The sequence below is a fragment of the Allobosea sp. GW821-FHT10B12 genome (assembly GCF_059415545.1).
This window is the reverse complement of sequence record NZ_JBWKNL010000002.1, coordinates 822,496-839,665: the sequence shown is the minus strand read 5'-3', so window position 1 is coordinate 839,665 and position 17,170 is coordinate 822,496. Positions and strand designations below refer to the sequence as shown.

Genomic DNA, 17,170 nt, shown 5'->3' with positions numbered 1-17,170 from the left:
TCAGTTCGGCTTGACGCCCGCGGCCTTCACGACCTCGGCCCATTTGTCGATCTCGCTGCGGATATAGGCGGTGAACTCATCCGGCGTGTTGCCGACGACGACAGCGCCCTGGAGTGCGAGCTTCTCCTTCACCTCGGGCGATCGCAGCGCTTCGACGAGTACGGCATGCAGCTTCTGGACGATCGGCTGAGGCGTCCTGGGCGGAGCGACGATGCCGTACCAATTATCCGCAACGACCTTGGGAAGGCCGAGCTCGGCGGTGGTCGGCAGGTCCGGCAGGCTGTCCGAGCGCCTGGCCGAGCCGATTGCAACAGCCCTGATAGTGCCGGCTTGGACATGCGGCAGCAGCACTGCGATATCCATGAACATCAGGTCGACCTGTCCCGCCAGCAGGTCGGTGACGGCCGGCGCCGCGCCGCGATAGCGCACATGCGCCATCTCGACCTTGCCGTACTGCTTGAGCAGTTCGCCGGCGAGATGCGGCATGCTGCCGGCGCCGGACGATGCGTAGTTCAGGGAATTCGGCTTGGCTTTTGCCAGGGCAAGCAGTTCCGGCAGTGTCTTCACCGGAACGTTCTTGCCGACGACCAGAAGCTCGGGAACGCTGGCCGCCAGCGTCAGCGCCTGCAGATCCTTGCGAGGGTCGTAGCCGATCGCCTCCTGCATGCTGACGCTGATCGCCAGCGCGCCTGCGGTGCTGATGCCGATCGTGTAGCCATCCGGCTCGGCCTGCGCGACCGCCTTGGTCCCGACGGCGCCGCCCGCCCCAGCCCGATTGTCGATCACCACTGGCTGCTTGACGATCCCCTGCATCTTCTCGGCGACGGCGCGTGCGATCGTGTCGGCGGGGCCGCCCGCCGCGAACGGCACGACGAGCCGGATCGGCTTGCTCGGGAAATCCTGCGCATTAGCCGCCATGGGCAAAAGCAGCGATGTGGCGAGCAGGGCCGCGGTGAGCAGCAATCGCATGAGGATCTCCCTGAGGCGCGAGCGTCTGGCTGCTCGCTTCCGCGCACTATCGCTGGGCAAGCCTCCTATGACAAAAATCGTCTTGCGATAGGCTTCGATGCCGATATGGCATAGCTTGATGCGCCTGCTTTCGGAGAAGCGATGGACTCGCGCAAGCTCAGATACTTCGCGGTCACGGCTCGGCTCGGCAGCTTCAGCCGCGCCGCCGAGGAGTTGCGCGTGGCGCAGCCGGCACTGAGCCGACGCATCCGCGAGATCGAGGACGAGCTCGGCCAGCCCTTGTTCAGCCGCCATGGCCGCGGCGTGCGCCTGACCGCATTCGGCGCCTCAATCCTGCAGAAGGCTGAAGAAATCGAGCATCTGATCGGGCTGATCCGGCACGAAGCCCGCCAGCACTATCCGCTGCGGGGCAAGGTCGCGCTGGGCCTGCCACCGGCTGCGGCGCTGCGCATCGGGCCGCCGCTGGCAGCCCGCATCCGCCAGGCCTATCCGCAGGTCGTGCTCAGTCTGCGTGACGGCGTGAGCTCGCTCATCCAGGAATGGCTGATCGGCGGCCGCATCGATCTCGGCGTCACCTACAATGCGACGCCGGTCGACGGGCTGGAGATCGTGCCTCTCCTGCGCGAACGGGCGGTGCTGGTTGGCCCGCCGGCGGACGCGTCGGCCGATCGCGCCGACGAGCCGATCCGGCTGCGCGACATCGCCGGCCTGCCGCTGATCATGCCGAGTCTGCCTCACAACAACCGCCGGGTGCTGGAAGAGATGGCGGCCCGTCACGAGGTCAGGCTCGTCATTAGGGCCGAGGTCGACAGCGTCGCGCTGACCAAGGCGCTGGTCCGGGACGGGCAGGGCTATACCATCCTTTCGCACGCCTCGGTGGAGGAGGAGATCAGGCGCGGCGAGCTGAGCCGGCGCGTGATCGACAGCCCGCCCGTCTTCGCGGTGATGTCGCTCGTCGCGACAAAGGCGGCGCTGAGCGAACCGATGAAGCGCCATGTCGCGCTCGAGCTGCGTCGGCTGTTGAGCGAGCTGTGCGAGAGTGGCGCGTGGCCCGAAGCAACCATCCTCGATGCGAAGGCTGCGATGTCCTGAGAGGCCTCATGTCCCAGCTCGTTATCGGCCGCCCTCACAATGTTCGCGCCAGGCGTGGGTCGAGCATGTCGCGCAGGCCGTCGCCGATCAGGTTGATGAACAGCACGGTCGCTCCAAGGAACAGGCTCGGATAGAGCACGACCCAGAAGGCGAGCTGCACGACATTGCGCCCCTCCGAGATCACGCTGCCCCAGGTCGGCGTGGTCGGCGGGATGCCGAGGCCGAGGAAGCTGAGATAGGCTTCCGACAGGATCGCCGAGGCGCAGACGAAGCTCGCCTGCACGATCAGCGGGGCGATCGTGTTCGGCAGGACGTGCCTGATCAGCAGGCCGGGAAAGCGCACGCCGCTGAGGCGCGCCGCCTCGATATAGGGCTGCTCTCGGATGCTCAGCACGACCGAACGGACGAGGCGCACGACGCGCGGAACCTCGGGGATCGCGATCGCCACCACGACCGTGGTGATGCTGGGCTTGACGATGGCGACGAGCGCGACGGCGAGCAGGATGCCGGGGATCGCCATCATCCCGTCCATGATCCGCATCAGGACCGCATCCGCGACCCGGTTGAAGCCCGCGACCATGCCGATGGCGAGACCGAGGCAGACCGACAAGGCGGCGACGCCGATGCCGACCGTGAGCGAGACCCGCCCGCCCCAGATGACACGGCTGAAGACGTCGCGGCCGAACGGATCGGACCCGAACAGCCAGGCATCGCTGGGCGGGCGCAACCGGGCGCCCGGATTGATGGCGACCGGATCATGCGTTGCGATCAGCGGCGCGAACAGAGCGAGCAGGATGATCGCCGCTAGCCCGGTACAGCCGAGGAGGAAGAGTGGATAGCGCCGGAGCCAATAGGTCAATGTCCGGGTGCGGGCGCTCTTGCGAGGGGCCTCTATGGCGATGCTCATGGGCTCGTCCTCAATATCGGATGCGCGGATCGAACAGCGAATAGGACAGGTCGATCAGGAGGTTGATCAGCACGTAAAGCGCCGAGAGCACGAGGATGACCCCCTGCAGGATCGGGAAATCGCGCCTGATGATCGCGTCGATCATCAGGCGCCCCATGCCGGGGATGGCGAAGACGGTCTCGGTGACGACGATGCCGCCGAGCAGCGAGGAGAGCCCGATGCCGACCATGGTGACGATCGGCACGGCGGCGTTCTTCAGCGCGTGTACGGCGAGGATGCGGGGCGTCGCCATGCCCTTGGCGCGGGCGGTGCGCATATAGTCCTGGTTCAGCACGTCGAGGACCGTCGCGCGGGTCATCCGCGTCAGCAGGGCGATGTAGATGAAACTGACGGTCAGGCTCGGCAGCACGATATGCGGGAAGAACTTCGCCGGTCCCGCCGACATCGGCTGGTAGCCACGGACCGGGAACCATTTCAGCTCGACCGAGAACTTGAAGATCAGGAGGTAGCCGATCAGGAAGATCGGCATCGAGAAGGCGATGACCGCGAGCGTCATGATCAGCTGGTCGATCCAGCTGCCGGCCTTCCAGGCAGCGATCACGCCGAGCGGGATCGCGACGATCACCGCGAAGGTCATGATCGTCAGGCCGATGATCAGGGTCGGCTCGATCCGCTGCGCGATCAGTTGCGACACCGGCATCTGGTTGAACAGCGAGGTCCCGAGATCGCCCTGCAGGACCTGCCAGAGCCAGCTGAGGAACTGCTCGGCGATCGGGCGCTCCAGGCCGAGCTGCTCGCGGATGCGGCGCAGGTCCTCGGGCGTGGCGAGGTCGCCGCCGATCAGCGCGGCCGGGTCGCCCGGCGTCAGATGCAGCAGCATGAAGACGATGACCGCGACAGTCGCCATCACCGGGATGGTCGCGAGCAGGCGCTTGAGGATGTAGCCGAGCATCGGTGTTTTCCGTTCCTCAGGGCGGGTCATGTCCCGCGCCGCCGACCCTGCAGGCTGCCGGCGCGATATATGGTCGCTGGAGATGGGAGGCGACGCATGCCGAGGGCACGCGCCGCCGACCGCTCACTTCTTGCTGACGTTCCAGAACAGCGGGATCGGTGAATCGATCAGGCCTTCGACATTCCGGCGATAGGCGGTGAGCTGCTTGTACTGGCCGGTCAGTCCGTAGATCGAGGCGGTGTAAGCCTCCTGCTGGATCTTGTCGGCGATTGCGCCTTGCTCACCTTCCGGCGCCTTGAGGAAAGCTGTCCGGAGCGTCTCTATCGCCTCGTTCTTCGGCCAGCCGATCGAGGCCTTGCCGACACCGCCGGCGCGCAGGGCGTTGTTGAGGAAGGGCACCGAGTAGTTGGTGCTGTCGGCATATTGCGGACCGATGTTCCAGCCGCCCTGGGCGATTGGCTCCTGCTTCAGCATCAGGGCGAAGATGGTGGCGCCATCCGTCGCCCTGAGCTCGACATTCATGCCGATCGCCTTGAGGTTGTCGAAGAGCACGACGGTGATCGGATGCAGGATCGTGTCGTCGACGGCGTCGAGCAGCACGACCTTTTCGCCCTTGTAGCCGGAGGCGGCGAGCGTCTTCTTCGCTTCGTCGAGGTTCTTCTTGAACAGCAGCCGCTCGGGCGCGAGGTCCTGGCCGAAGCGGGTGCCGCAGAAATAGAAGCTGCGGCAGGGCTCCCAGCTGCGCTTGTCGTCGCTGAGGACGCGCAGATATTCGCCCTGCTCGATCGTCTGCAGCACGGCGCGCCGGACCTTCTCGTTGTCGAAGGGCGGATGGATATGGTTGAAGCGGATCATCGTCTGCATGCCGAAGGGATCGACGGCGCGGACGGTTATGTCCTTCTCCTTTTGCAGGGTCGGCAGCAGGTCGGAGGGCGGATGCTCGAGCCAGTCGACCTCGCCGGCCATCAGGGCTGCGGCAGCGGTCGCGCCATTGGGAATGAACACCCACTCCATGCGCTCAACCTTGGCGATCTTGCCGCCGGACATGAAGTCCGCAGGCTCGGAGCGCGGCCTGTAGCCCTTGAATTTCTTGTAGACCGCCTTGTCGCCGGGCATCCATTCGTCGCGCGCGAACATGAACGGGCCGGAGCCGATCACCTCCTTGATCTGCTCGAAGCCGCTGGTCCTGGCGATGCGCTCGGGCATCATGAACGGCACCGGCGAGCCGGTCTTGGCCAGCGCCGAGAGCACATGGCCGAACGGCTCCTTCAGGACGATCTCGAAGCTGTCGGTCCCGGTCGCCTTGATCTCGCCGGCGGCGGCGATCAGCGCCTGGCCGATGGAGTCGCGCTGGCCCCAGCGCTTGATCGAGGCGACGCAGTCGGCGGCGGTGACGGGTGTGCCGTCATGCCAGCTCAGGCCCGGGCGCAGCTTGAAGGCATAGCGCAGCTTATCGTCCGAAACCGTCCAGGTATCAACCATTTGTGGCCTGACCTGGAATTTCGAGTCGAAGGCGAACAGCGTGTCGTAGACGAGATAGCCGTGGTTGCGGCTGTTGTATTCCAGCGACCAGACCGGATCGATGACACGGATATCGGTCGCCGCGGCGAAGCGAAATGTGTCCTTGTCCTGCGCGAAGACGGTCGTCGCCACGCCGGCCGCGATCACGACGCCTGCGGCGCGCACGGCACGGGCAAAATTTGTCCGGATGTTCATTGTCTGAGCTCCTCACCTGAACGAGATCACGGGTCGCGCGCTCTACGGCGTTTGATCGACCTGTGTCGGTGAGGAAGGCTCGATATAACGAGGATTGAGACCCTCGCTATCGCCAACCGCCTAATCTTTGAAGCCTGAGGCCATGCCTCCGGAATGTCAAGCATTCTCCGATAGTTGCGACAATCCGGAGCCGACACCTTGCGGTAGAGTGAGCCGGCCCTCCACAGCTTCCAGTCCGCTGAAGGGATCGTCCAGCAGATGATCGAACTCGGCGAATTCGACGGGGTAGTGGAAGGAGGGCAGCGCTGCGGCCAGATGCAGGCATTGCGCCGCGACGAGGCGGGGGCCGTAGGCAGTTCCGACCCGGTAGGCGCGCCCTGCCGCTTCGCAGATCTGCGCGGCGATGAAGACCCTGCCGAGCCCGCCGAGCACCGAGCTTTTCAGGTTGAAGCTGTCGCAGGCGCCGTCCGCGATCAGCGTGACGACGTCGCGCAGCGAGCGGATGGCTTCATCGGCCTCGACCGCGATCGGGCTGCGCTGCGAGACGAAGGCCAGTCCGGCAAGGTCCGGGGCAGGGACCGGCTGCTCGACGAGATCGACGCCATGGCGGGCGATGCGCTCGATCATGCGCAGCGCGGCCTTCGGCGTATAGCTCTGGTTGGCGTCGGCGGAGAGCCTGACGGCAGGACCCACGCTCTCGCGCACGGCTTTCACGCGCGCCTCGGCAAGGTCGGCATCGCCATCGACCTTCACCTTCAGGCAGCGATAGCCCAAGCCCGCGAGCCTTGCGGCATCGGCGGCCATGCCCTGCGGATCCTTGAGCGGCAGGATGCGCTGGAGCTCGACGCTGCTTCGCCGGGCTCCACCGAACAGCACATGCAGCGGCACGCGCAGGGTCCGCGCCGCCAGCTCATGGAGTGCGCTGTCGATACCCGCCTTGACCGCCTCGTGCCCGGACAGGGTTTTGTCGAGTCGATCCCGCGTCTCAGCATAGTGCAGGGGATCGGCACCTAGCAGGGTGGCGCACAGCACCTCGATCGCGGCCTCCGAGCCGGCGAGATCGTCGGCATAGAAGGCCATCGCCTCGACATGCCCTTCGCCAACGAGGCCGGACGCTGCGCGCAAGCTCACGATCAGCCCGTCGAGGCGCGGAATGCCGCCCAGTGCGAAGCGCCAGGCCGGATCCTGCTGCGGCTGGACGCAGCGCCTGACCTCGACGGCGACGATCCGGTCGACCTCGGTGGAAGGGATAGCCATGGTCAAGGTGCTCCTAGCGGCTCACGGAGCCGAGAAAGTTCATGATTTCGCGGTTGTAGAGCTCCGGCACTTCCCACCAGGGCGAATGGCCGGAATCGGGCAGGATGGTCAGACGCGCGCCGGGGATCCGGCTGGCGATCAGGCGCGCATTGGCCGGCGGCGCGTAGAGATCGGCATCGCCGGTCAGGACGAGCGTGGGAAAGTCGAACCGGTGCAGGTCGGCCCAGCGGACGCGATTGGCGAAGCGCAAGGGCACACGCTCGACGCCAGAGCGCGCCAGCATCGCGTTCCAGCACGCGAGACCCTCCGGGCATTGCGCCCGGTAGGACGGGCCGAGCTCGCGGAAATCATGGGGGAGCTGCTCGAACTCGGGCGGCAATAGTCGCTGCAGTATCGCCTGATAATCGTCGTCGACCAGCCCGACGATGCTGCTGGAGATGACGAAGCTGAGCAGGCGCTGCGGATGCGACACCGCGAAATCGGTCGCGACCATGCCGCCGGCCGCAGTGCCGATCAGGTGGAAGCGGTCGAGCCCGAGCCCATCGACCAGCCGGAGCAAGTCGGTCGAGGCCGGCGTCGTCGCCGCCTCGTGGCCCTCGTCGGAGCCGAAATGCCCGCGCCGGGAATAGCCGATGACGCGATAGCCGGCTTCCGCGAAGACCGGCCATTGCTGGTCCCAGCACTCGCCGCTGCCGGCCGAGGCGTGCAGCAGGATGATGGCGGGGCCATCGCCGCCCGTATCCCAGACCCATAGCCGGACGCCGTCGCCGACATCGACTAAGGTTTCCTGCCGCGGGCGGCCTGAGGGAAGGGCGGCGTTCACCGATTCAGTCCGCCTTGAAGGCGATCGCATCGGCCTCGATCAGCCAGGCGGGGTTGGCGAGGCCGCCGACCACGAAGGCGGTGGTCGCTGGCGGCTTGTCGGAGAAGTAGCCGTTGCGGATGCCGGCATAGCCGATGATCTCCTCGGCGCTGCGGCAATAGGCGGTGATCTTGACGATGTCGTCGAAGCCCATGCCGGCTGAGGCGAGGACGGCGCCGATATTGTCCATCATCTGCCGGACCTGGTCGTCGAACGCTTCGGGGATCGAGCCGTCGGGCCGGACGCCGACCTGTCCGGCGATGAAGAGCTGGCGGCCCGGACCGCGGGTCTCGACCCCATGCGAATAGAGATTGCGGGCGGGCGGCGCGATCGAGGCCGGGTTGTGCTGAAGCGTGGTCATGGTCGTCTCGTGCAGTTGGAAGCGGAAGGGCTCAGGCGCCGACCTGGCTGACGAACTTGGTCGAGAGATAGGCTTCGAGCCCCTCCGTGCCGCCTTCGCTGCCATAGCCGGAATCCTTGATGCCGCCGAACGGGGTCTCGGCCGCGGCGAGGCCGAAATGGTTGATCGAGACCATGCCGCTGTCGAGCCCGTCGGCGAATTGCGCGGCGCGCTTGGTCGAGCGGGTGAAGGCGAAGGCGGCGAGGCCAAAGGGCAGGGCGTTCGAGCGCTCGATCGCCTCCTCGACCGAGCCGACCCGCACCAGCGCCGCCACCGGCCCGAACGGCTCGTCGCGCATGATGCGGGCGGCGTCGGGCACGTCGGAGAGAACGGTCGGCTCGAAGAAGAAGCCCTCATTGCCGATGCGGCGGCCGCCGGTTTCGAGCCTGGCACCGTGCTGGACGGCGTCGGCGACGAAATCCTGCAGCGCATCGAGCCTTCGGGCATTGGCGAGCGGGCCCATCTGCGTGCCATCCGCAGCGCCGGGGCCGACCTTGACTGCTTTCGCCGCTTCGGTGAAGGCGGCGCGGAAACCGTCATAGACGGCGTCCTGCACATAGAAGCGCGTCGGCGAGGCGCAGACCTGGCCGGCATTGCGGAATTTCAGGCCGACGCCGAGCTTCACCACCGCGTCGAGATCGACATCGTCGCAGACGATGAAGGGGGCATGGCCGCCGAGCTCCATGGTGGCGCGCTTTGCCTGCGCGCCCGCCAGCGCGCCGAGATGCTTGCCGACCGGGACCGAGCCGGTGAACGAGACCTTGCGGATCACCGGCGAGGCGATCAGCCGTTCCGAGATTTCGGCGGGCACGCCGAACAGGATGTTGAGAGCGCCTTCGGGCAGGCCAGCCTCCTGGAAGCACTTCGCGAGCTCGATGCAGGCCGAGGGCGCCTCTTCCGGCGGCTTGGCGATGATCGTGCAGCCGGCGGCCAGCGCTCCGGCGATCTTGCGGACGAGCTGGGCGAGCGGGAAATTCCAGGGGCTGAAGGCCGCGACCGGGCCGACCGGCTCCTTGATCACGATCTGGCGTGCGCCGGGGATGCGCGAGGGGATCACCCGGCCATAGGCGCGCCGGCCTTCCTCGGCATACCACTCGATATGCTCGGGCGCCGTGCCGGCTTCGCCGCGCGCCTCGGCCAGCGGCTTGCCTTGCTCGCGGGTCATATGCTGCGCCATCACCTCGGCGCGCTCGCGGACCAATGCTGCGGCGCGATGCAGGATGCGTGAGCGTTCGAGCGCGGTCATGGCGCGCCAGGTGGCGAAGCCCTTCCGCGCGGCCTCCAGGGCGGCATCGACATCGGCCGCCTCGGCAAAGCCGAGCTTGCCGATGACCGCGCCGGTGGCGGGATCGACGACGTTGCCGGTGCGGGAGCCGGATGGCGCGCGCCAGCTGCCGGCGATGAGAAGGGGCTTGTCGAGCATGATCGATGTCCTGCGTTGGAAGCTTGGGGCCGCAGCTGTGCGGCCCGGTCGTTTGCCGGGGAGAGGTGCGGGCGCTATTCGAGCTTGACCCCGATCGAGGCGATCAGCGGGCCCCATTTCGCCCGCTCGGCCTTGATGAAGGCGACGAACTCCTCCGGCGAGGTCGGCGAGGAGATCGCCTCCTGGCTCTCGAACTGCCTGAGCAACTCGTCCGAGCGCAGCGTCGCCAGGGCGGCGGCGTGGATCCGGCTCGACACCTCCGCCGGCATTCCGGCCGGGCCGACCAGCCCGTACCAATTGTCGGAGACGACCCTGGGAAAGCCGGCCTCGGCGGTGGTCGGTACATCCGGCAGGGCCTTGATGCGCTTATCCGTGGTGACCGCGAGGGCATTGACGCTGCCAGCCTGGATCTGCGGCAAGAGCACCGGGATATCGGCCGTGACCATGTCGATATGGCCGGCGATCAGGTCGTTCACTGCCGGGGCGGCGCCGCGATAGGGCACATGGGTGATGTCGACAGCCGCTTCCGCCTTGAACAGCTCGCTGGCGAGATGGGTGATGCTGCCGAGCCCGGCGGAGCCGAAATTGACCTTGCCCGGGTTCTTCTTCGCGTAGGCGACGAGGTCGGCGAGGCTCTTGAGGCCGAGCTTGGCGTTGGTGGTGATGACCTCCGGAACGCGCGACACCAGCGTGAGCGGCGTCAGGCTGGTCTCCCAGTCGAACGGCATTTTCGGGATCATGAACGGCACGGTCGAGAGCGCCGCCGCGCCGGCGAGAGCGATCTGATAACCGTCCGGCCCGGCCTTCGCGATCGCATCGATCGCCGGCAGCCCGGCCGCCCCGCCGGGGCGGTTGTCGATAACGACCTGCTGGCCGAGCCGGGCGCTCATCCCGCTGGCGAGGGCACGGGCGAAGAGATCGGCCGGGCCACCAGCCGCGAAGGTCACGATCAGGCGGATCGGCCTGACGGGATAACCCTGCGCAACAGCTCCGCGCGGGACCAGCATCGCTGCCCCGGCGGTCGCCATGAATGTACGCCTGTCCATGTCGATCCTCCTCCCGTTTATGGTTTTTCCGGCTCTGGCGGCGCGGATGGTCACGAAGGCTGCAAGGCGGGTTCGCGTAGGGATTCGGCTGCAGGAAGCCGCGCGAGCGTCGCCCGGTATTCCCCGGCGATCCGCGCCACGAGCTCGCCGGCCGGGATGATGTCGTCGATCAGTCCGGCGCTCTGCCCGGCCTCGACCTTGCCGCCCTCGATGTCGCCGTCGAAGGCGGCGAGCTTGAGCGAGGCGCGCTGGAAGAGTTCGCGCCGCTCTTCGTCGGGACGCCCGGCGCGCTCGGCTACCGCCATCGCCTCGGCGAAGCGGTTGCGCAGCACGCGGATCATGCCGAAGCCGCGGCCGACCACCAAGGTGTCGGAGACCGAGGCCGCGACGACGCGGCTACGGTAATCCTCATGCAGGCGCGCCTCCGGCGTCGCCATGAAGCGGGTGCCGAGCTGCGCGGCATCGGCGCCAAGCGCCAGTGCCGCTGCGAGTCCCTGGCCGTCGGCGATGCCGCCGCCCAGCACGATCGGCAGCTCGGGCACCGTTTTCGCCACGGCGCGGCCGATCACCAAGGTCGAGACCAGTTCCGGCGGCGGGTGGCCGCCCGCCTCGCCGCCGACCACGACGAGGCCGTCGACGCCCTTGGCCGCCGCCTTGGCGGCATGGACGTCTGAGGCGACGACATGCAGGCAGAGCGTGCCGATCGCTTTGAAGCGGTCGAGATAACGGTCCGGCCCGCCCTGTGAGGCGATGATGACCGGGACGCGCTCGTCGACGAGCAAGGCAAGGATGTCGTCGACCTCCTTGCGATAGAGCGGGACGTTGACGGCGAAGGGCCGGTCCGTCTCGGCTCGCACGCCGGCGATCGCAGCCTTGAGGTCGTCGCGCCGCATCGGCCCGGCGGCGATGACGCCGAGTCCGCCCGCGCCTGACACGGCCGCCGGCAGCGCAGCGCAGGACGAGGCCCAGCTCATCCCGGCCTGCACGATCGGCAGGTCGATGCCGACCAGCCGGGTGAAGCGTGTCTCGATGCGCGTGTTCATGCCACCGCCTCGAGGCCGAAGAGCTGGCGCGCATGGGCGGCGAGCTTGTTCTTCTGGACCTTGGAGCTCGCGGTCATGCCGATCTGGTCGAAGCTCTCGACGATCTCGACATAGCGCGGCACCTTGAAGCCGGCGAGGTGCTCCTTGCTCCAGGCGATGATCTCGTCGGGCGCCAGCGAGGTGCCGCTGGCGAGGATCACGAAGGCGGCGGGAACCTCGATCAGGCGCTTGTCGGGCACACCGACGACCTGCGCCTGCTGGATGCCGGGATGGCGATGCAGCACGTTCTCGATATCGGCCGAGGCGACGTTCTCGCCGCCGACCCGGATGATGTCCTTGGCCCGGCCGACGAAGGCGAGGCGGCCATCGGGCGAGAGGCGGCCGAGATCGCCGGTGCGCAGCCAGCCGTCTTCGCTGAGGACGGCGCGGGTTTCCTCGGGCTTGGCGTAATAGCCCTGCATCACGTTCCAGCCGCGCGCATAGATCTCGCCGACCTCTCCCGGGCCGGGCTCAGGGCCGTCCTCGGTCGCACGGATCTCGACCTCGACGCCGGGATGGATGCGCATCCAGCCGGCGATCCGGTCGGCGAGCGGGTCCCACCAGGCCGCGGTGCAGATGTTCGGGGAGGCTTCCGACTGGCCGTAGCAGACCGCCATCTCGGTCGCGCCGAGCTGGCGCGCGATGCGCTCCATCACCGAGGGCGTCGCCGCCGCCCAGCCGCCGCGCAAGGAGAGCTTGCGCTGGGGCAGGTCGGGATGGTCGAGCAGCATCAGGAAGATGGTGTCGTTGCCCGACATCAGCGTGCAGCGCTCCTCCTCCATCAAGCGCAAGGCATCGCCCGGCTCGTAGCGCTCGCAGCTGACGAGGCAGGCGAGATGCTGGAGCGAAGCAATGACCGCGAGCGTGCTGCCGGCGACATGGAAGAAGGGGCGCGGGCTGAAATAGCGCTCGCCCGAGCGCAGGCCGAAGAAGCGGCCGGCGGAATAGGCGTCCCAGGTCATGTTGCGATGGGTCAGCACCGCCCCCTTCGGGAAGGAGGTGGTGCCGGAGGTGTACTGGATCAGCAGCGGATCGTCCGCTGTCGGTACGGGCTGCGGTACGGGCTGGCCGGCGCCTGCTTTGAGGAAATCGGTGAAGCTGGTCGCGCCTGCCGGAACGATCTCGCCGAGAATGACGACGCGGGTCAGCTTCGGCAGTGCCGGGTCAGGCAACTTCGTATCGACCGCCGGGCAGATCTGCCTGAGAATCTCGACGAAATCGATCTTGAGCAGCCGGTGGGTCATGAACAGCAGCGAGACGTCCGACTGCCGCAGCGTGTAGGCGATCTCCTCCGCCTTCAGCCTGGTGTTGACCGGCACGGTGACGGCGCCGAGCCGTGCGATGGCGTGGAACAGCACGATCCAGGGGATGCTGTTGCCGAGGCAGATGCCGACATGATCGCCCTTGCGAACGCCATGCGCGGCGAGCGCGGTCGCAACGTCGTCGACCCGCGCGGCGAGGGCGGCATAGCTGATGCGCTCGCCATTGCAGACGACAGCCTCCTCCTGGCCGGCCAGGCGCACGGCCCGCGCCAGTGCCTCCGGCAAGGTGTCGGCGCAGCCGAACAGATCGGATGGCAGCTCGCTGGCGCTCATGAGCTCTTTCCCTGTGCGTCGCGTTCGGCGAAGGCTTCGAGGCCCTTGCGCCATTCGGTATCGGCGAGCGCGCGCTCGATCGCGGCGAGCTCGATGCGGATGCCGGTGGCGAGGTCGGTCTTCTCGCCGAGCTCGATCGATTGCTTGGCGAGGGTCAGTGCCAGCGCCGGCACCTTGGCGATCTCAGCGAGCAGTTCCGCGACGGTCGCTTCGAGCGCGTCCGGCGCGACGATGCGGTTGACGAGGCCCGCAGCCAGGGCCTCTTCGACCGGCCAGCGCCGCGCCGTGAACAGCAGCTCCTTCGCCAGCCTTTTGCCGACGACGCGTTGCAGGCGCTGCGTCGCGCCGACCGTGCCCCAATGCGCTTCCGGGAAGGTGAAGCTGGTGCGCTCGGACGCGATGATGAAATCGCAGGCCATGGCGATCTCGCCGCCGGAGCCGACGACCGGCCCGTCGACGACGCAGACCACGGCCTTGCTCGAACGCTCGATCGCGTCATAGGCGGCGAAGGAGGCGAGCCGGCGCTGCCGAACCCAGATCTCGTCCTTGCCCTTGCGCTCCTTGAGGTCGGCTCCGGCACAGAACACCGGGCCGGCGCCATCGACACGGACGATGCGGATCGCCGGATCGGCCTCGATCGCCTCGAACACGGCACGCAATTCGCGGCACATCGTCAGGTCGAGCGCATTGCGCGCTTCCGGGCGGTTCAGCGTCACCCGCAGGATCGGGCCGTCGGCGGCGACCGCCAGGCGCTCGAAGGTCATTCCGAATAGAAGAGTCCCACTCATGCGCCGATCTCCTTCAGGCCGAATTCGGCGGCGAGGGCGGCGCTGTCGGCGCCGTGGAGCGGCGGGGTGCCGAGGGACGGGGCGTCATAGCCGGTGAAGCGCAGCGGATTGCGCAGGGCCGGGAAGGTGCCCGCCGTCGGGTGCCGGAACTCCGCCACCATGCCGCGCGCCTGGACATGTGGATCGGCCAGAGCCTGCGCGACCGTGTTGACCTCGCCGGCCGGGACGCCGGCTGCGCGCAGGGCCTCGGCGACACCGGCGCGCTTGCGCCCGGCCAGGGCTTCGCGCATCGCCGCCATCACCCGCTCGCGCTGTCTCACCCGCTCGGCATTGCGGGCGAGCGCTGCATCGGCAGCGAGTTCGTCGAGGCGCAGGACCGAGCAGATCGCCTGCCAATGCTGGTCGCTGCCGCTGATATGGAGCCACTCGTCGCCGGCGCAGGCGAAGGCGGCGGAGGGGACGCGGCCGGGATGCTCGGTGCCGGTGCGCTGCGGATCCTCGCCCAGCGCAAAGAGGCGCGCCGCGGCGATGGTCAGCAGGCTGATCTGGGTATCCAGCATCGAGAGGTCGACATGGCAGCCCTTGCCGCTGCTGGCGCGGCCGACCAGCCCGGTCAGGATGGCGACGGCGTTCCAGAGCCCCGCGGTCAGGTCCGCCATCGGCACGCCGACCTTGGCGGGCGGGCCGTCCGGGTGGCCGGTCAGCGCCATCACGCCGCTCAGCGCCTGGAAGATGGTGTCGTAGCCGACGCGGTCGCGATAGGGGCCGTTCTGGCCGAAGCCGGTATTGGAGACGTAGACGAGCCTCGGCTTCTCTTGGGAGAGCTCGGCATAGCCCAGCCCCATCTTGTCCATCTGGCCGGGCAGGAAGTTCTCGAGGACGACATCGGCCTGGAGCGCGAGCGTTCTTGCCGCGGCGCGGCCGGCCGGCGTCTTCAGATCGAGGACGATCGATTCCTTGCCGCGGTTGAAGGCGAAGAAATAGGCGCTCTCCTCGCCGATACGCGGCTCCCATTGCCGGGATTCATCGCCCGTGCCGGGACGCTCGACCTTGATCACCCTGGCGCCCATCTCGGCCAGGATCATCGTCGCCATCGGCCCGGCGAGGACGCGCGAGAAGTCGACGATGGTGATGCCGTCGAGCGGTCTCATGCGCCGTCCCCGTCGCGGAAGCTGCGCATCAGCGCATTGATGTCGCGCCCGGCCGCCATCGCCGCCTCGAAGGGCAATTCGGCGACGCGGTAGAACAATCGCTTGGTCGCCTCCATCGCGACCGGCTTCACCTTGGCCCAGCCTTCGGCGATGGCGATAGCCTCGGCCAGCACATCCTCCGGCGCCACGACCTTGTTGACGAAGCCGAGCTGCAGCGCCTCCTCGGCGCCGACCATTCGCCCGGTGCTGACCAGTTCGAAGGCGAGCTTGCGGCCAACAGCGCGCTGCAGGCTCGTCATCACGATGGCGGGAACGATGCTGTGGCGCAGCTCGGGGTAGCCGAATTTCAGGTCGCTGCCGGCGACGACCATGTCGCAGCCGATCGCGGTGCCGGCGCCGCCGCCGACCGCGACGCCCTGGACGGCGGCGACGATCGGCTTCGACAGGCCCGGCAGCAGCATGTGCAGCCGCGTCGTCAGGTCGGCGCGGGCGATCACCGCCTTCTGATTGGCCGGGGTGAGGTCTGCGAATTCCTTGAGGTCGGCACCGGCGCAGAAGCCGCGCCCGGCGCCGGCCAGGACGACGGCCCTAATCGCCTCGTCCGCTTGAGCGGCGAGCAGCGCGTCGAACAGCGCCTGCGTCAGCGCCGTGTCGAGGGCGTTGAGCTTGTCGGGCCGGTTCATCGTCAGGATGCGGACGGCGCCACGGGTCTCGACGAGCAGCGGGGCAGGGGTCTGGGACATGGTTCCTCTTTGGATCAGGCGACGAGGCCGAGCCCGGAGCGGGCGACCATCGAATGGAGCTGGCGACCGAGGACTTCCTCGCAGCGATGCGCGGTCTCGATCAGGGCGGTGAGGTCGAGGCCGGTCGGCACGCCCATCGCCTCGAACATGTTGACGAGGTCCTCGGTCGCGACATTGCCGGTGAAGCCGCCGCCATAGACGAGTTGGGCCGGGTGGCCGCCGATGCCGCCAAAGGCGCTGTCGAAATTGTGGATGCCGGCCTCATGGGCGGCGACGCAATTGGCGAGGCCGGTGCCGCGGGTGTTGTGGAAATGCGCGATCAGCGTCAGCTCGGGCACCGCCGCCGCGACTGCTTGGAACAACGCCTTGGTGGTGCGCGGCGTGGCGAGGCCGGTGGTGTCGCCGAGCGTCACATGGCGCACGCCGAGGGCTGCGAACCGCTTGGCGTCGGCGATGATGGTGCTGGCGTCGACCTGTCCCTCGAACGGGCAGCCGAAGGCGACCGAGATCGTGCCGATCAGGCGGAAACGGCCCTGCGCGGCGGCGACCATCGCCTCGACATTGGCCCATTGTTCGGCCCGCGAGCTCTTCAGGTTGCGCTCGCTGTGCGCCTCCGTTGCCGAGACCAGCAGACTGATCTCGTTCGGTCCATAGCCGGATTCAGAATCGGCGGCGGCGCGGGCGACGGCGCGTGGATTGGGGCAGGTCGCCTTGTAGAAAACCCCGTCCTTGCGCCGGATGCCGGCGAGCACGTCGCTGGCGTCGGCAAAGGCCGGCACGACCTTGGGATTGGAATAGGAGGTCGCCTCGATCCGCTGGAAGCCGACGGCGGTGAAGGCGTCGATCAGCGCGATCTTCTGCTCGCTCGGCAGGAAGACAGGCTCATGCTGCAGCCCGTCGCGGGCAAAGCATTCGCAGATGACAACCGCATCGGTCATGGCGTCAGTCCAAAAAAAAACCGGCACACGGACGAGCGGGGTTTCCGCTCCTGCGTGTGCCGGTCCGATTTGCTGTGGTCCCGCTGCCTTGAAGGGCGTCGGGGCACAAATCTCCTAGCTGCTTTCAGGTCTATGCCCGTGTCCGGCGCGCCGTCAAGTGGCGAAATTTGGGGTGTTCACCGGCATACGAGCGGCCTGTTCCTCCCTCGCCAGGGCATGGCGGATGCGCGCCATCCCGTTTGACAACCA

General features: G+C 67.7%; 16 protein-coding genes. 1 reads left to right on the top strand and 15 read right to left on the bottom strand.

The annotated features are described in order from the left end of the window. On the bottom strand, positions 1 to 969 hold the full coding sequence (locus AC07O0_RS09265; RefSeq protein ID WP_494622168.1) for a Bug family tripartite tricarboxylate transporter substrate binding protein: 969 nt from the start codon (positions 967 to 969) through the stop codon (positions 1 to 3). Positions 970 to 1,110: 141 nt separating this feature from the next. On the opposite strand from AC07O0_RS09265, the gene AC07O0_RS09260 reads away from it, so the two are divergent. Then, positions 1,111 to 2,061: a LysR family transcriptional regulator gene (locus tag AC07O0_RS09260; RefSeq protein ID WP_494622166.1), complete on the top strand. Its 951-nt coding sequence runs from the start codon at positions 1,111 to 1,113 to the stop codon at positions 2,059 to 2,061. 34 nt (positions 2,062 to 2,095) lie between these two features. Here AC07O0_RS09260 and AC07O0_RS09255 read toward each other — a convergent pair whose 3' ends face one another. The 14 genes from AC07O0_RS09255 to AC07O0_RS09190 all read right to left on the bottom strand — a co-directional run bounded on the left by AC07O0_RS09255 (position 2,096) and on the right by AC07O0_RS09190 (position 16,921). Beyond that, a complete protein-coding gene (locus AC07O0_RS09255; RefSeq protein ID WP_494622164.1) occupies positions 2,096 to 2,968 on the bottom strand; it encodes an ABC transporter permease in 873 nt (290 codons plus the stop codon). A gap of 10 nt (positions 2,969 to 2,978) precedes the next feature. Next, entirely contained in the window at positions 2,979 to 3,920 is a 942-nt protein-coding gene (locus tag AC07O0_RS09250) for an ABC transporter permease (RefSeq protein ID WP_454027255.1), read from the bottom strand. 123 nt (positions 3,921 to 4,043) lie between these two features. After that, positions 4,044 to 5,636: an ABC transporter substrate-binding protein gene (locus AC07O0_RS09245; protein WP_494622161.1), complete on the bottom strand. Its 1,593-nt coding sequence runs from the start codon at positions 5,634 to 5,636 to the stop codon at positions 4,044 to 4,046. A gap of 156 nt (positions 5,637 to 5,792) precedes the next feature. Next, positions 5,793 to 6,893 (bottom strand): mandelate racemase/muconate lactonizing enzyme family protein, encoded by a 1,101-nt coding sequence (locus AC07O0_RS09240; protein WP_494622159.1) that lies wholly within the window; start codon positions 6,891 to 6,893, stop codon positions 5,793 to 5,795. Between the two features lie 13 nt (positions 6,894 to 6,906). Then, on the bottom strand, positions 6,907 to 7,716 hold the full coding sequence (locus AC07O0_RS09235) for an alpha/beta fold hydrolase (RefSeq protein WP_494622157.1): 810 nt from the start codon (positions 7,714 to 7,716) through the stop codon (positions 6,907 to 6,909). A 4-nt stretch (positions 7,717 to 7,720) separates the two neighbouring features. Then, the gene (locus AC07O0_RS09230; protein ID WP_494622155.1) at positions 7,721 to 8,116 is read right to left on the bottom strand and encodes a RidA family protein; all 396 of its coding nucleotides are present in this window, start codon (positions 8,114 to 8,116) and stop codon (positions 7,721 to 7,723) included. Positions 8,117 to 8,147: 31 nt separating this feature from the next. Next, complete coding sequence (locus tag AC07O0_RS09225) at positions 8,148 to 9,578, bottom strand: NAD-dependent succinate-semialdehyde dehydrogenase (RefSeq protein ID WP_494622153.1); 1,431 nt, start codon at positions 9,576 to 9,578, stop codon at positions 8,148 to 8,150. Positions 9,579 to 9,652: 74 nt separating this feature from the next. Then, positions 9,653 to 10,624 carry a Bug family tripartite tricarboxylate transporter substrate binding protein gene (locus tag AC07O0_RS09220; RefSeq protein ID WP_494622151.1) on the bottom strand — a complete coding sequence of 324 codons (972 nt, stop codon included), beginning with the start codon at positions 10,622 to 10,624 and terminating at the stop codon, positions 9,653 to 9,655. Between the two features lie 50 nt (positions 10,625 to 10,674). Continuing rightward, the gene (locus AC07O0_RS09215) at positions 10,675 to 11,667 is read right to left on the bottom strand and encodes an NAD(P)H-dependent flavin oxidoreductase (protein WP_494622149.1); all 993 of its coding nucleotides are present in this window, start codon (positions 11,665 to 11,667) and stop codon (positions 10,675 to 10,677) included. After that, positions 11,664 to 13,301 (bottom strand): AMP-binding protein, encoded by a 1,638-nt coding sequence (locus AC07O0_RS09210; RefSeq protein ID WP_494622147.1) that lies wholly within the window; start codon positions 13,299 to 13,301, stop codon positions 11,664 to 11,666. Before AC07O0_RS09210 ends, AC07O0_RS09215 begins: the two co-directional genes overlap by 4 nt. After that, complete coding sequence (locus AC07O0_RS09205) at positions 13,298 to 14,089, bottom strand: enoyl-CoA hydratase/isomerase family protein (protein WP_494622145.1); 792 nt, start codon at positions 14,087 to 14,089, stop codon at positions 13,298 to 13,300. Before AC07O0_RS09205 ends, AC07O0_RS09210 begins: the two co-directional genes overlap by 4 nt. After that, positions 14,086 to 15,240: a CaiB/BaiF CoA transferase family protein gene (locus AC07O0_RS09200; RefSeq protein WP_494622143.1), complete on the bottom strand. Its 1,155-nt coding sequence runs from the start codon at positions 15,238 to 15,240 to the stop codon at positions 14,086 to 14,088. Before AC07O0_RS09200 ends, AC07O0_RS09205 begins: the two co-directional genes overlap by 4 nt. Then, a complete protein-coding gene (locus AC07O0_RS09195; protein ID WP_494622141.1) occupies positions 15,237 to 15,983 on the bottom strand; it encodes an enoyl-CoA hydratase/isomerase family protein in 747 nt (248 codons plus the stop codon). Before AC07O0_RS09195 ends, AC07O0_RS09200 begins: the two co-directional genes overlap by 4 nt. A gap of 14 nt (positions 15,984 to 15,997) precedes the next feature. Further along, on the bottom strand, positions 15,998 to 16,921 hold the full coding sequence (locus AC07O0_RS09190; RefSeq protein WP_494622139.1) for a hydroxymethylglutaryl-CoA lyase: 924 nt from the start codon (positions 16,919 to 16,921) through the stop codon (positions 15,998 to 16,000). Positions 16,922 to 17,170: the final 249 nt, after the last annotated feature.

What these genes read in the sequence shown, in the direction of transcription:
- AC07O0_RS09190 (WP_494622139.1), bottom strand. Translation starts at nt 16,921, where the DNA reads ATGACCGATGCGGTTGTCATCTGCGAATGCTTTGCCCGCGACGGGCTG.
- AC07O0_RS09265 (WP_494622168.1), bottom strand. Translation starts at nt 969, where the DNA reads ATGCGATTGCTGCTCACCGCGGCCCTGCTCGCCACATCGCTGCTTTTG.
- AC07O0_RS09245 (WP_494622161.1), bottom strand. Translation starts at nt 5,636, where the DNA reads ATGAACATCCGGACAAATTTTGCCCGTGCCGTGCGCGCCGCAGGCGTC.
- AC07O0_RS09220 (WP_494622151.1), bottom strand. Translation starts at nt 10,624, where the DNA reads ATGGACAGGCGTACATTCATGGCGACCGCCGGGGCAGCGATGCTGGTC.
- AC07O0_RS09200 (WP_494622143.1), bottom strand. Translation starts at nt 15,240, where the DNA reads ATGAGACCGCTCGACGGCATCACCATCGTCGACTTCTCGCGCGTCCTC.
- AC07O0_RS09240 (WP_494622159.1), bottom strand. Translation starts at nt 6,893, where the DNA reads ATGGCTATCCCTTCCACCGAGGTCGACCGGATCGTCGCCGTCGAGGTC.
- AC07O0_RS09215 (WP_494622149.1), bottom strand. Translation starts at nt 11,667, where the DNA reads ATGAACACGCGCATCGAGACACGCTTCACCCGGCTGGTCGGCATCGAC.
- AC07O0_RS09255 (WP_494622164.1), bottom strand. Translation starts at nt 2,968, where the DNA reads ATGAGCATCGCCATAGAGGCCCCTCGCAAGAGCGCCCGCACCCGGACA.
- AC07O0_RS09210 (WP_494622147.1), bottom strand. Translation starts at nt 13,301, where the DNA reads ATGAGCGCCAGCGAGCTGCCATCCGATCTGTTCGGCTGCGCCGACACC.
- AC07O0_RS09225 (WP_494622153.1), bottom strand. Translation starts at nt 9,578, where the DNA reads ATGCTCGACAAGCCCCTTCTCATCGCCGGCAGCTGGCGCGCGCCATCC.
- AC07O0_RS09260 (WP_494622166.1), top strand. Translation starts at nt 1,111, where the DNA reads ATGGACTCGCGCAAGCTCAGATACTTCGCGGTCACGGCTCGGCTCGGC.
- AC07O0_RS09230 (WP_494622155.1), bottom strand. Translation starts at nt 8,116, where the DNA reads ATGACCACGCTTCAGCACAACCCGGCCTCGATCGCGCCGCCCGCCCGC.
- AC07O0_RS09250 (WP_454027255.1), bottom strand. Translation starts at nt 3,920, where the DNA reads ATGCTCGGCTACATCCTCAAGCGCCTGCTCGCGACCATCCCGGTGATG.
- AC07O0_RS09195 (WP_494622141.1), bottom strand. Translation starts at nt 15,983, where the DNA reads ATGTCCCAGACCCCTGCCCCGCTGCTCGTCGAGACCCGTGGCGCCGTC.
- AC07O0_RS09205 (WP_494622145.1), bottom strand. Translation starts at nt 14,089, where the DNA reads ATGAGTGGGACTCTTCTATTCGGAATGACCTTCGAGCGCCTGGCGGTC.